At 60.1% G+C, this 13,632-nt stretch carries 12 protein-coding genes; 10 read left to right on the top strand and 2 right to left on the bottom strand.

From position 1 onward, the window contains the following. Positions 1–13 precede the first annotated feature (13 nt). From N2599_RS20220 to N2599_RS20205, 4 genes are read left to right on the top strand one after another with little or no spacing between them, the layout of a single operon-like run. Positions 14–1,339 (top strand): extracellular solute-binding protein, encoded by a 1,326-nt coding sequence (locus tag N2599_RS20220; RefSeq protein ID WP_051336600.1) that lies wholly within the window; start codon positions 14–16, stop codon positions 1,337–1,339. A 59-nt stretch (positions 1,340–1,398) separates the two neighbouring features. Continuing rightward, on the top strand, positions 1,399–2,319 hold the full coding sequence (locus tag N2599_RS20215) for a carbohydrate ABC transporter permease (RefSeq protein WP_244914787.1): 921 nt from the start codon (positions 1,399–1,401) through the stop codon (positions 2,317–2,319). Positions 2,320–2,322: 3 nt separating this feature from the next. Next, on the top strand, positions 2,323–3,192 hold the full coding sequence (locus tag N2599_RS20210) for a carbohydrate ABC transporter permease (RefSeq protein WP_027510679.1): 870 nt from the start codon (positions 2,323–2,325) through the stop codon (positions 3,190–3,192). A gap of 2 nt (positions 3,193–3,194) precedes the next feature. Beyond that, on the top strand, positions 3,195–3,923 hold the full coding sequence (locus N2599_RS20205) for a cytochrome b561 domain-containing protein (protein ID WP_027510678.1): 729 nt from the start codon (positions 3,195–3,197) through the stop codon (positions 3,921–3,923). 109 nt (positions 3,924–4,032) lie between these two features. Here the strand turns inward: N2599_RS20205 and N2599_RS20200 are convergent, their stop codons facing one another. Beyond that, positions 4,033–4,176: a hypothetical protein gene (locus N2599_RS20200; protein WP_260307491.1), complete on the bottom strand. Its 144-nt coding sequence runs from the start codon at positions 4,174–4,176 to the stop codon at positions 4,033–4,035. 203 nt (positions 4,177–4,379) lie between these two features. On the opposite strand from N2599_RS20200, the gene N2599_RS20195 reads away from it, so the two are divergent. The 6 genes from N2599_RS20195 (at position 4,380) to N2599_RS20170 (ending at position 11,417) form a co-directional block, all read left to right on the top strand. Continuing rightward, the gene (locus N2599_RS20195; protein WP_027510677.1) at positions 4,380–5,384 is read left to right on the top strand and encodes a LacI family DNA-binding transcriptional regulator; all 1,005 of its coding nucleotides are present in this window, start codon (positions 4,380–4,382) and stop codon (positions 5,382–5,384) included. 41 nt (positions 5,385–5,425) lie between these two features. Then, the gene (locus N2599_RS20190; protein WP_027510676.1) at positions 5,426–6,715 is read left to right on the top strand and encodes an ABC transporter substrate-binding protein; all 1,290 of its coding nucleotides are present in this window, start codon (positions 5,426–5,428) and stop codon (positions 6,713–6,715) included. A gap of 101 nt (positions 6,716–6,816) precedes the next feature. Continuing rightward, positions 6,817–7,743: a carbohydrate ABC transporter permease gene (locus tag N2599_RS20185; RefSeq protein ID WP_027510675.1), complete on the top strand. Its 927-nt coding sequence runs from the start codon at positions 6,817–6,819 to the stop codon at positions 7,741–7,743. Then, positions 7,736–8,629 (top strand): carbohydrate ABC transporter permease, encoded by an 894-nt coding sequence (locus tag N2599_RS20180; RefSeq protein ID WP_027510674.1) that lies wholly within the window; start codon positions 7,736–7,738, stop codon positions 8,627–8,629. Before N2599_RS20185 ends, N2599_RS20180 begins: the two co-directional genes overlap by 8 nt. A 3-nt stretch (positions 8,630–8,632) precedes the next feature. After that, entirely contained in the window at positions 8,633–10,354 is a 1,722-nt protein-coding gene (locus N2599_RS20175; RefSeq protein ID WP_027510673.1) for a GH32 C-terminal domain-containing protein, read from the top strand. Between the two features lie 19 nt (positions 10,355–10,373). Continuing rightward, positions 10,374–11,417, top strand: a complete 1,044-nt coding sequence (locus tag N2599_RS20170; RefSeq protein WP_027510672.1) for an ABC transporter ATP-binding protein — start codon at positions 10,374–10,376, stop codon at positions 11,415–11,417. 367 nt (positions 11,418–11,784) lie between these two features. Here N2599_RS20170 and N2599_RS20165 read toward each other — a convergent pair whose 3' ends face one another. After that, the gene (locus tag N2599_RS20165) at positions 11,785–13,542 is read right to left on the bottom strand and encodes a phospholipase D-like domain-containing protein (RefSeq protein WP_027510671.1); all 1,758 of its coding nucleotides are present in this window, start codon (positions 13,540–13,542) and stop codon (positions 11,785–11,787) included. Positions 13,543–13,632 lie beyond the last annotated feature (90 nt).

The raw sequence follows: 13,632 nt of genomic DNA, 5'->3' as shown, positions 1-13,632 counted from the left end.
AGGGAGGACGAACATGCGCAGACTACCCATTCTAGCAGGGGCATTCGCCGGTTTCTTGCTACAAACCATAGCGGCCAGTGCGAACCCATATGAGGCATACAAAGGCACCCCGCTCGTGGTGAATTTCCCTGCCCACCCACACTACGACGCCGTGGTGAAGATCCTGCCGCAGTTCACGGCCGAGACCGGGATCGAGGTCGAGGTCGATCAACTCGAGTATCTCAAGATGCGCGAGAAGCAGACGCTTGAGCTCACCAAAGCCGAGGGTGATTACGACCTGATTTCCTATGTCGTGTTCTCGAAGGCCGACTATGTGTATGCCGATCAGCTTGAGAACCTCGCAAAATATTTCATGAACCCGAGGTTTGCCGATCCGACCTATGATGCCGCCGACATCATAGACGGCTATATACAGAACATCGGTATCGCAGGTGGCACCAAGGGATATTTGCCAGGGCCGACGGGTTCGCTGTTCGGGCTCCCGTTTGGCGCGGAGACCTCTATTCTTGGCTATCGCAAGGATATTTTCGAGAAGCATGGCCTGAAGGTGCCAGAGACTTACGAGGAGCTCCTCGAGCTGGCTTGCCGAATTCCCCAGCTTGAGCCAGGCATGGGCGGACTCGCCAGCCGTGCGGCATCCGGGCAGCATGCGAGTCATGCCTTCCTGTTGCATCTGGCGCCGCTCGGAGGCCGCATCTTCGATGAAAACTGGAACCCGGTCGTCAACAACGAGAAGGGCATAGCTGCAGCCGATGCTTTGAAGAAAATCGTCGACTGCGGACCAGCGGGGGCCAAGACCTTCGGCTTCGCTGAGGCGGGTGCGGCTTTTCTTCAGGGCAAAACTGCGATGTATCTGGATAGCACTGTTTTCGCGGGACAGGTCAACGATCCGACGAAAAGCCAAGTCGTCGGCAAAGTGGGTTGGGCGCTGCATCCGAAGGGTGTGCGACGAGGTTCCCAGACGGGCGGCTTCGGTCTGGCTATTCCAAAGAATGCCGCTCACAAGGAAGCGGCGTTCCTGCTCCTGCAGTGGCTCACCTCCAAATATGCCGACAAGCTGATTGCGCTGGAGGGCGGAAACCCGATTCGCCGATCGACTCACGATGACCCGGAAGTCAACGCCACGTTTCCCTACATGGCAACATTCGGCAAGGCGCTCACCTACGCCGATCCCGACTGGCGCCCCATCATCCCAACCTGGGGAAAGATCAATGGTGATCTCGGAACGGCACTGAGCAAGGTGCTCACGGAGGGACTTGACGCAAAGACCGCTCTCGACGGCGTTGCAGAACGCGCCCGGTCTTCCATGCAGGAGGCCGGCTATTACAGCTGGCAGTAATCGCTGATTTCGCGCTGCGCGGGCCGGGTGCCGGCCCGCTTAGAATCTACCTGGAGGACATGATGCAGGCTGCCAACGTGAATCGGCTGACCCCTTACTTATTTCTCGCGCCAGCTACGCTCATTCTTGGCGCTGCGTTACTCTACCCGATCGGCTACATGATCTATGCCAGCTTCTTGAACTGGAATCCCAGTCAACGGATCAGTGAGGCGGACTGGGTAGGGCTCGGCAACTATGTGAAGCTTCTCAGCGACGCCCAGTTTCACGAGAGCGTCGCAGTTACCATCACTTTCGCCGGGGTAGTCGTGGCTGCCGAGATGGTGCTGGGCGTAGGCCTCGCTCTTCTGCTGGATCGCAATATCCGCGGATTGTCGGTATTGAAAACCTTGTTCATCCTGCCGATGATGATCGCGCCAATCGTTGTTGGATTGATGTGGCGGTACATGTACCATCCGACAGTCGGCGTCTTCAACCGAGCGTTGGTGTCTCTCGGCTTCGAGCCGGCCCCTTGGCTGTCCGAGAGCCGATGGGCTCTTACCTCTGTCATCATTGCAGACATATGGCAGTGGACTCCGTTCATCTTCATTCTATCGCTCGCTGCCCTTCAATCACTGCCCCGCTCCACATTGGAAGCTGCCAGGATCGATGGTGCGACCGGCTGGCAGCAAGTGCTTTATATCAAGCTGCCGCTGATGCTTCCTGTCTTGGTTGTTGCGACTTTGCTTCGGCTGATCGATGCGTTCAAGGTTCTCGAAGTGATCCTGGTCCTGACGAACGGAGGGCCAGGTCTGTCCACCGAAATCCTTTCGCTGCGCATTTCTCGTACAGCGTCAGAGTTTCGCGAGCTTGGGCTGGCGGCTGCAATGTCGAACCTGTTGCTTGTCCTCCTCCTCGGGCTGACGCTTGGGATGTTCACTTACAACAAGATGATTGAAGGCCGTGCGGCGCGACTGCGGACCGCAGCCCTGAAAGGCGAATAATAGATGATCGCGCGTGACCAGAAAACGAACCCCTCTTTTTATGCTCTTCTGGCAGTCCTGGTGATGATGGCTGTCGGGCCGATCGCGCTGATGCTTCTTACTTCACTGCGGCTGAACGTCGATATCATGTCCGACGGCGCTAGCCTGTTTTTCTTACCGACATTACACAACTACGAGAAGGTGTTGTGCGACGTGCTCTGGTTTTCGCCGCAGAATGTAGGTCGTTGTGACCCGACCTTCGCGCGTTCGCTCGGAAATTCCCTGATCGTCGGCTTGGCGTCGACCGCCCTGACGCTCGTTATCGGTTGCATGGCAGCGTACGCGCTCGTCCGCTTTCGGTTCATGGGCCGCAACGTCGTTTCTTTGACGACGTTGATCATGCGCATGGTGCCGCCAGCGGTACTGCTCGTTCCGGTGTTTGGAATATGGACCTACCAATTCGGGCTCGATGGAACCCTCACCGGACTTGTTCTGGTCTACGTCGCGATGAATCTTCCCTTCGTGATATGGATCCTGCAGAGTTTCATCGTGCAGGTTCCGATCCAGCTCGAAGAAGCGGCCCGGATGGACGGCGCTGGCCCATTGCAGGTGTTTTTCCTGGTGGTGTTGCCGGTCATCCGGCCAGGACTTGCAGCAGCGGCGATATTCACTTTCCGCATCGCCTGGAATGAATTCCTCCTTGGCAACGCGTTGACCAATAGGCACACCCGAACCGTGCCGGTGACGATCGTCAACTCGCTTACCGAATACGATATCGATTGGGGCGTCGTCATGGCTACCGGCATGTTGCTAGCGATCCCTCCGATCATCTTCACCTTCGTCGCTTCAAGACAAATCATTACAGGCATGACCGCCGGCGCTGTGAAAGGGTGACAATGTTCGAGTGGCTGCTCGCGCCGTGCGATCCGACAAGAGTTCATGAAGTCGGAATGCACCTGTCATGGCACGCGCGATCAATGGTGATGGCCTGGTCGGTACTCGTCCCCATCGGCGTGATCGCAGCGCGATTCTTCAAGATCTTCCCTGGCCAGGACTGGCCTCGTGTGTTGGACGATCGCCGATGGTGGCACCTTCATCGTGGCGCCCAGTACGCCGCGTTGGCGCTGATGCTGATTGGCTTGCTCCTGATACTTTCCGCTCCCGCGGCAACCAAATCGATTACCGCCTCGTCTTGGGCGCATCAGCTGACAGGATGGGTGGCCCTGGCACTCGGCGGCATGCAGTATCTTACGGGATGGCTCAGAGGAACGAAGGGCGGCCCGTCGGCACCGACCGCAGACGGCAGCTGGAGCGGCGATCACTACGATATGACACGCCGCCGCCGTGTCTTTGAGCGCATTCATAAGTCAATGGGATATCTGGTGCTGCTGGTCTCCATGGCCGCCGTTTCAACAGGTCTGTGGCAGGCGAACGCCCCGCGGTGGATGCTCCTGTTCATCGGCACATGGTATCTGATGGTGGCGGTGGTGTTTGCCATGCTGCAGCGGAGAGGGATGGCGTATGACACGTATCAAGCCATCTGGGGTCCAGATCCGCGCCATCCGGGCAACAGCCTTCGGCCGATCGGCCTGGGTGTCAGAAAGCTACCGTCTGAAGTCGAATAGCCTAAGGACGCGAGATGTCTCAGGCGTCTCGCCCGCGCGGCATCATCATCCAGTTCAGCCTCGGCGACATGAGCCTGCCGATGAGGCGATCACCGCCAAGGAGCTCGAACTACGACCGGCGTCGAGCTGATGCAGAAGGGGCCGCTGACTTCTCGAATTCGGAAAGGCCGTTGCCATAGCCGCGTTCGAGAAGCCTGCGGCCCCAGCTGTCTGGCGCGGCGTCGGCGAAGACGCCCGCCAGTGCGTCGCGCATGTTTCCGGGTTTGCCGGATGTCTGAAATGGCCCAGCTTCAAGGGGAAGGTCGGCTGCACGGCAAAGGCGCGGTGATTCTCGATCCAGGCGGGGTCATAGGGGAAGGTCGAGAACTGTCGCGGCCCGGCTCTGCTTGAGGACTTGACTCATTGGAACTCGATTGGTATTGCGATTGGGTAATCGATAACCCAAGGCGAACCCCTGTGACCGCTTCCCTCAGCGACATAGCCGAACGTGCCGGCGTTTCGGTCAAGACGGTGTCAGGCGCATTGCATGGCGGCTCGGCGCGGATGTCGGAGCAGACCAAGCAGCGCATCAAGGAGATTGCTGAGGAGCTCGGCTATGTCACCAATCTGGCCGCGCGCAGCATGCGCCAGGGCTGGATGCCGCTGATCGGCGTTGTCGCCGACGAATTGATCACCTCGCCATTTGCGACTGAAATTATTCGCGGGCTCGATGGCGCCGCGCGGACGGCAGAGATGGCCGTCTTCGCGATGACGTTGAGCGGGCGGCGCGACGTGGCCTCGGTGATCGAGGAGGTTCGGCGCTTTCGACCGCGGGCGATCGCCTATGCCGCCATGTACCATAAGGTCGTGGCGTTGCCGGAGGCGTTTGTCGATACGGTCGGCGTGATGATCAATTGCCGCGAGGCAAACGACCGGGTAACCGCGCTGGTGCCGGACGAAACAGGCGCTGCGCACGAGATCGCCAGTTACTTGATCGGTGCCGGCCGGCGCAACATCGCCTTCATCAATCTACCGGGCCTGCTCGCCGGAGATCTACGCGAGGCGGGTTTTCGCCAAGCGTTGACCGAAGCAGGCCTCGACGGCGCCGGCGCAAGAGTCTTGCCGGCCGTGCGCCGCGGCATCTACAGCGACAGGGCGCCGAGCCTCGTTCTGTCGCATATCACCGAACTGATGGGCGGCCCCGAGCGCCCCGACGCCATCCTGTGCGGCAACGACCGGGTTGCGATGGAGGTCTACGCGGCGCTGCGTCGGGTCGGCGCCCGGATTCCGGACGATGTCGCCGTCGCCAGCTTTGACAATCAGATCGAAATCGCCTCGCGCCTCGATCCGCCGCTGACGACCATGGCGCTGCCGCATCGCGCCATGGGTCGCATGGCCGCCGAGATCTTGCTTGTGGGCGATGCGACACCCGGCGACGTGCGAAAGCTGCCGTTCCAACTTGTGGAGCGATCATCCGTATAAATGCAATTGGAAGTGAAACCTGTTGAGGAGGAGTGAAGCAAATGGGTAATCGTTTACTTTCTATGCTCGTAGCATCCGCGGCGCTGGGATTCGCCATAAGTCCGGCCGAATCAAAGACCGTCATCCAGGTCATGCATCAGGGCGATCCCGATACGGTCTCGGCCTATGGCGCGGTGGCCAAACGCTTCGAAGATGCCAATCCGGACGTGGATATCGAACTGATCTACGCGCCGCACGACGCCTATAACGAGAAGTTCAGCGCCGCCGTCATGTCCGAGCAGATGCCTGACATCATGGAGCTCGACGCGCCGTTTCTCGCAAACTACGTCTGGTCCGGCTACCTGCAGAAAATCAAACCTTTGATCGATCCGGGTGTCCTCGACGACATGACAGACTCCAACATCGCCCAGGGCACCTACCCCGTCGACGAGGACCTCTATGCGCTCGGCCTGACGGACTCCTCGGTCGTCCTTTACGGCAACAAAAAGTATCTCGAAGCGATTGGCGCCCGGATTCCAAAGTCCGTCGACGACGCCTGGACGCGAGAGGAGTTCGAAGGCTACCTCGAAAAGCTGTCGAAGCTCGAAGGCGTCAAATGGCCGATCGACACGTTTCGCGGCTACGGCATCAAGACCGAATGGATCACCTATGCCTATAGCCCGATCCTGCAATCGGCAGGCTGCGACCTGATCGACCGGAAGACCTGGAAATCCGTGGGAACGCTCGACAGCGAACCTTGCGTCGATGCGCTGACGTTGATGCAGACTTGGGTCAAGAACGGCTGGGTCGTGCCGCAATCCTCCGGTACCAACCAGTTCTACGCGGAAGGACATCCGGCTGCTCTCGCGCTGGGCGGCCATTGGGTCTACGCGGAAGCCGCCGCCTCGATGAAGGACGACATCGTCGTCATGCCGCTGCCCAAATTCGGACCGAAGGGCGCAAGTCCGAACGGCACCTGGATCTGGGCCATCACCACGGCCTCCAAGCATCCTGATATCGCCGGCAAGTTCGTGAGCTTCATGCTCAAGGACGGGCAGTTTCGCGAACATGCGCGCGATACGTCTGCCTATCCGGGATTGAAGAGCTTTGCCGCGGAATCTCCGCTGTACGCCACTGGCGGCCAGATGGCCATTGCCTTCGAGCAGGCCTCAAAGACGGCGATCGCCAGGCCGCCGCATCCCGCTTATCCGACGATCACCTCCACCTTCATGCAGGCGGTAGATGAGATCTTCAATGGCGGCGACGTCAAGGCGGCGCTGACCGCCGCGGCCGAGAAGATAGACGAGGACATCGAAGACAACGACGGCTACCCGCCCTTCAACGGACAATAATGACGCGATGAGGCCACCGCGCGGTGCCAATCCGCGCGGACACCCGATGCGGTCGTCGCATGGCGATCGACCGTCCGCGATCGAGTGAGGAGGAGGAGATCATGACCTTGCAGCAACCAGCGCCCATGACGCGTCCCGTGGGGCGCGGAGACAGAGTCCGAATGTTCCAGGAGATCGGCATGCTGGCGCCCGCGCTCGTGTTGCTGACGATCTTCCTGGTCGTGCCGTTCCTTCTGTCGTTCTGGACGGCAATGACCAATCAACCTTTGGTACCGCGCCCGACACCGGTCCGCTTCGTCGGCTTCACCAATTTCCTGCGCATCTTCAAGGACGATCTCTTCTGGATCTCGCTTTGGAACGTGTCGCGCTTCACCTTCTGGATCCTGCCCGCTCAATGCGGCCTGGCATTTGCCACCGCATTGCTGCTGCACCAGAAGCTACCGTTCCGAAACTTCTTCCGTGGCCTCTTCTTCCTGCCCGCGATCACGTCGATCGTTGTCGTCTGCGTCGTCTGGGGCACATTATTCCAGTATCCCACCGGACCGCTTAACCAGATCCTCGGCTTCGCCTCGGGCGGATATATCCAGCCGATCGATTGGCTCGGCGATCCGCAATGGGCGATGTTCTCGATCGTCCTGCTTTCGGCATGGCAGGCCTATGGCTTCCAGATGATCGTCTACCTCGCTGGTTTGCAGGGCATTCCCGACGAACTCTACGACGCAGCCAAGATCGACGGCGCCAATGTCCTCCAGCGCTTCTGGCACGTGACCATGCCAGGTCTCAGGCCGACGCACATCTTCGTGTTGGTCATCACCACCATTCAGGCCTTCAAGCTCTACACCCAGGTCGCGATCCTGACCCAAGGGGGTCCGAAGAGCAGTACCGAAACCGTGGTGCATTACATGGTGCGCGCCGGCTTCGAGGAACAAAAGCTTGGATATGCGTCCGCCGTATCGGTCATCCTCTTTCTGATCGTTCTCGTCATCGCGCTCGTGCAGCGCCAGCTCCTGAGGCGTTACGATGTCTGATCTCGCTCTTTCCGCAATGAATGCCGAGGCAAAGCGTGAGCGCTCGGCGGCCGGTTCCCTGCGCATCGTGCAGACCGCCTGCATCTTCGTCATCGCGCTGGTCATCATCTCGCCACTGTTCATGCTCGTCATCGCCAGCCTGAAGGACGACCGGTTCCAGATTCTGGCCGACATGGGCAGCTTCAGGGCCTTCTGGGTATCGAATCCGACGCTCTCGAATTTCGCGGAGGTCGGAAACCTCTCAGGCGAACTCGCCTTCGGCCGCTATCTCATCAATTCGCTAATCATTCTGGCCTCGACCGTGAGCGCCGGCCTCATCGTCAATTCGATGGCCGGCTTCGTGCTGGCCTGGGGCTCGCTGCGCGGGCGGGCGCTGATCCTGTCCCTAGTGATCGCTCTCTATGTCATCCCGCAGGAGAGCATCATCATGCCGCTCGTCATCATGGTGTCGCGCGCCGGCATGACCGACACCTTCGCCGTCCAGATCGTGCCGTGGATCGCGAGCCCGCTCTATATCTACCTCTTCTACCAGTTCTTCGCGCAATTGCCCAAGGAACTGTTCGAAGCGGCCCAGATCGATGGCGCCTCGGTATTCCGTATCTACCGGTCGATCTTCCTGCCCCTGAGCCTGCCGGCGCTTGCCACCGTCTCGATCCTCATGGGGATCGAGACTTGGAATCAGTATCTCTGGCCGATCCTGGTGACGCAGACCGACTATGCACGGCCGATCTCCGTCGCCATCGCGACCTTCTTCGGCCAGGACAGTATCTACTGGGATCGCGCCATGGCCGCCTCCGTCCTTATGATGCTCCCGATCCTCGCCCTCTATCTCGTTTTCCAGCGTTGGTTCGTCAGTTCCTTCGTGGGCTCCGCCGTGAAAGGTTGATAAATGACACCTCATGCAAACCCCGCTTCGCTTGTCGATGGCAGCACCGAGGCGCTGAGCGCTGTGCTGCCTGCCGGTACCATGCTGCATGCGTGGCTCAAGGCCGCCCATCCGGGCAGGCCCGCGGAGCTGAAGGTAGCTCAGGGGGAACGCGAGCTCGCTTGTCTCATAGCCAAAAACGCCGAGGAGTTCGAGCTCCTGACGCTGGCGGTCGAAACAGGCGGTGAAACGTTATTCAGTTATGACACCGCCACCACTGTCATCTCGATCATCTATGCCTACGCGCCGGCCGACGTCCTGGATACGGGCATGACCGTACTTTACAGCGCTGACGCCAATGCGGCACCTGACGTCCCCGACGGCTATCATTTCCGGCCGCCCTTCGGCTGGATGAACGACCCGAACGGCTTTGGTCGCTTCGGCGACAAAGTGCACCTGTTTTATCAGCACTATCCGCATAGTCTGCGCTGGAACACGATGCATTGGGGCCACGCCGTCTCCGACGACCTCCTCCACTGGACGCATCTACCGATCTTCCTCTTTCCCTCGGCGGAGCTTTCGGCGCGGGCCGACGGGCGTGGCGGCGCCTTTTCCGGCACCGCAATTCCGCTCGGAGAAGACGCACCCGGCGTCCGCGTCTTCTTCACCGAGCAGGTCAGGGATCGCGTGCCCGAGGAGCAAATCCAGCTGACAGCGGTCAGCAATGACATGGTCACTTCAAACCCGCCGGAGGTCATCCTCCCGGACCGTCCAGTAGGCCTCGAGCTGACGCTCGATTTTCGCGATCCCTATGTCGTTAAAGGTCCGGATGGGCGCTGGAAAATGCTGCTCGGAAGCCGAGACCATGCCGGCGGCGTCATCCTGCTCTACGAAACCAACGATCCGGGGGCTGCGGGCAGCTGGACGTTCGTGGGCATTCTTCACCGCGAGGATCGTTTCGGCATGACGGCGGCCGAATGCCCTTGCCTCGTGCCGCTCGATGGCCCGGCGAACGACCCTCAAACCCGTTGGGCACTGACTTTTGGACTTCTCACGAGCCGTGATCCGGCAACCGGCCGACGCAATATCACCATCGCCACTGTCGGCCGTTTCGACGGCCGGAACTTCATCAAGGAATTCGAACAGGAACTTGATTTCGGAACCGACGCCTATGCCTTCCAGGCCTTCGTGGATGGGTCGGGCCCGGTTGGTATCGCCTGGCTGGCCAACTGGACTGATGTCTCTAACAAGGCGGATTTTCCCTCGGCGATGACGCTGCCACGACAGGTCCTTCTTCGGGACGGCGCGCTTCTCACACCACCGGTCGCGGCTGTCGAGCGCCTGCGCCAACGACCTGTCGACGACATCATGCTGCGTTCCGGCGAAACGGTCGGTCTCGGCAATGGAGCCGTCGAGATCGTGATCGATCTCGCAGCGCCCGGCGCGGTGTTCGATCTCGAGCTTGATCATCCCGATGTCGAGCTCGGTTTAAGGGTCGGTCAGGAAGGCTTGAGCATCATCTACGACATCCGCAACGGCAAATCGCCGCCGCGCTACATCGCGGCCGGCGCGCGTCCTTCGACGCTTCGGGTCTTTCTGGACGTGGGCTCCATCGAGGTCTTCGCCGACGACGGTCGATGGACAGGGACGAAGCGCCTGCCGGGATTGGGCGCCGTACGCTCGGCGCGCCTGGTCGCCCCCCAAGGCAATGTCGCAACCGCGCGCATCTGGCAGCTCAAGCTCTGACCGAACCGAGGAGGAAATCATGGCATCCATATCGATCGAAGAGGTTCGCAAGCAATATGGCGCGGTGCCCGTAATCCACGGCGTTTCCGTCGACATCCAAGACGGTGAATTCGTTACCCTCGTCGGCCCCTCCGGCTGTGGCAAGTCCACGCTGCTGCGCATGCTTGCGGGGCTCGAGGATATTAGCGCCGGCGAAATCCGCATCGGCGGCCGCCTCGTCAACGATGTCGCGCCGAAAGAGCGCGACATCGCCATGGTGTTCCAGAGTTATGCGCTCTACCCGCACATGACGGTCGCGGAAAACATGGGATTTGCACTCAAGCTGAAAGGTCAGGACAGGGCGACGATCCGAAAACGCGTTGGAGAGGCCGCTGATATTCTGGCGCTTGAACCGCTGCTCGACCGGCTGCCCAGGCAACTGTCAGGCGGCCAACGTCAACGCGTTGCGATGGGGCGGGCCATCGTTCGTCATCCGCAGGTGTTTCTCTTCGACGAACCGCTTTCGAATCTCGACGCCAAGCTCCGCGTCACGATGCGTGCGGAGATCAAGGAACTTCATCAGCGGCTGAAGACCACGACCGTCTATGTCACCCACGACCAGATCGAAGCCATGACCATGGCCGACAAGATCGTGGTGATGCGGAATGGTCGCGTCGAGCAGATCGGCAAACCGCTCGAATTGTTCGATCGTCCGGTAAACACCTTCGTGGCAACATTCATCGGGTCGCCCTCGATGAATCTCTTTGAGGGCAAGGTTTCGGCGGGCAAATTCGTCATAGGCGGCGCAGCATTGCCGCTGCCGTCTGGTCAGGACGGTGCTGCTGCCAAAGCCTATGGCATTCGGCCAGAGCATCTCTCCATCCACGAAGGCGGAGCATCCGCGACCGTGGTCGTCGTGGAACCGACCGGGTCCGAAACGCAAGTCATTGTCAGGCTCGGAGATGTGGATGTGACCTTGCTATTCAGGGATCGTGTCGAGCTTCGTCCGGGACAGACGATATCGATCGCTCCGGATCTGACCAAGGTTCATCTGTTTGGTGGGGACGGAAGGCGCGTGAATTGAGGTCCGATCGGGACGGAGGTTGCACTCAAGGTGTCTCGAATGGTGGTTTGTCGTGCGTGCTCAGAGAGGGAGCTGTTTGGTGGAGCGGAATGTCTCCAGAGTGCCGGCCTGAGCAGCGTGTAGAACACAGCTCTTGATCGTTTTAAGCTCGGCCAAAAGCGCAGCTTCGGGCCAGTCAGACGACCAAGAGCAGCAACCTGCGCCTACACTCGAAATCCCGTTGTTCGGAAGCAGGGGCCGTCGGGGGGTCCGAACGACACTCTCGCTTTCCCGAGTTTATCGAAATGGAGAAGACGAACGGACTCTGGGTGAAGAAGAAAGCAGCCGAGCCGGAAAGCGCCATCTTGTTTTGCTTTCCGGCTCTGCATCAGTCGGCGCGTGCAAAAAGCTGGCGATCGCGCGCCCGTACCGGATCGGTCCAGTCACGCTCGAACCAGGCCGCTTCGCCCGCCTGCGGCGGCAATCGCAGCTCAAGGGGATGCCCGGTTTCTTCCCCATCTTCGGATGCCACGCGGAATCGATAATGGTCGTACATGCGCAGCGCTTCGATCATGTAGCTGGTCGCCACCGTGCGATCGCGGACGAGCACCAGATTTTCGCCGTTCTTGAGGTCGGCCGGTTCCGAGAAATTGTAGGAGCCGAGGTAAACCCGCGCCGTCGGCTTGTCGAAATCCAGCACGACAAATTTGTGGTGCATCCTCGTCCCGCGCTGATTTCCATGGACACCGGCAAGACCGGACGGTTCCGTCAGGAACGGCGGAGGGACGTTGCCCGTCAGTGCTGCGGCCCGCACGACGCGGCGGCGATTGTCGGGACTAAACACGGTCAGTCCGAGGTTTTCCGCTTCGACCCGGCCGTCTGCAATGCCCATGACATGCACATCCGGCTTTCGCATCGCCCGCCCCAAGGCCGGACCGATCGGCCCTCTGGTGGTCTGGCCGAGGAAAGCAAGTGAGAAGAACACGCTCGACCCAGCCACGTCGATGTCGGCGCCGATCTCGTTGAGGAGGCCATTGGCTTCGCTGTGCGGAGAAAAGGCGACCTTGGCGTCGACGCCGTCCAGCCCCAGGTCATGCCAGCCGACGGAACTGGCCGAGGCAATGAAATCCCCAGCACCTCCCGCCGTGAAGTAATTCTCGAAGGCGGCAAAATAATCGTCGACTGCGCTTGCGCTGTGAACGACGAGGCTATTGTTCGACTGAACATAAAAGCCCCGCCAACTGTGGTTCGTCGAACCGTAGACGACCGTATCGATATCGCCCCCGCGGACCGCGATCGACTTATGATGCTGCAGGTTTGCCATTTTCTGGCGCTTCACGTTTGCCGCGCCCGCCGAGGCGATCAGCCGTTCGGCCGCATGGGTCTCGGGGGAGTCTGGTCGTCCGTGTCCCTTGGTTCGCGCGCTGTCATCGATAATGACCTTGAGATTTGGCCCAAGTGCTTCCAGCCGTTCGACCACTTCCGGCAGGTTGAGGTCGTAAGCAATGACGCGGACCTCCGCGCCTTCTTCGCGTGCGCGTTCGAGCAGCGAAAGCGTTTCCGCGCGCGCTTCGAACCCCATCCAGGCGAGTGCTCGGTCGGCATCGGCATGGGTGGGCACGAAGTCCAAGCCCTCATCCCCATCAGGCGGCACTAGCGTGATCAATGGCCCGCCGGCTGCGAAGTTGCGCACAAATGCCTGCGATGAGACAAAGCCCCGGGTGAAGGCGACGTTGAGCTTGCCGGGAATGGTTTCGCGCATCAGCGCGAGTTCTGCTTCCTGCGCCTCGCCGGCGGTCAGCGCGCCATCGCCACCCATGAACACCGGCATCACTCGATAGACAAAAGCGCCCGGCAGATCTGCATTGAAAGGAAAATGCACCCAGCGGAATTTTTGGATCGGCGCATCGGTGGTGCGAATGCCGTCATCAGGGACATCCTGGCCAGGGAAACCGATGCGATTTCGAACATTCTTGAAGAAGTCGGTTCCAGGCTCACGATACTGGATCGCAAACCCGACGAAGTTCGCCGGGGGCCGGCCGTCCTTCCAGTCCATTCCCAGAAGCAGCATGCCATCGCCGCGATGGATGGTGAGAGAAAATACCGCCGCCGCATTCTTTCCAGTGACCCGATAGTTCGTATCCACACCCGCCTCCCTCCGTTGACTGGCCGAAATCTACCAAGGTTGTGCGACAGTATGGAGATGCGCGATAAAGTTTCAGTCCGAAAATAGTAC

The sequence above is a fragment of the Rhizobium sullae genome (genome assembly GCF_025200715.1).
Classification (GTDB): domain Bacteria; phylum Pseudomonadota; class Alphaproteobacteria; order Rhizobiales; family Rhizobiaceae; genus Rhizobium; species Rhizobium sullae.
The sequence above is the reverse complement of the archived record's forward strand: the minus strand, read 5'-3'. Positions and strand labels throughout refer to the sequence as shown.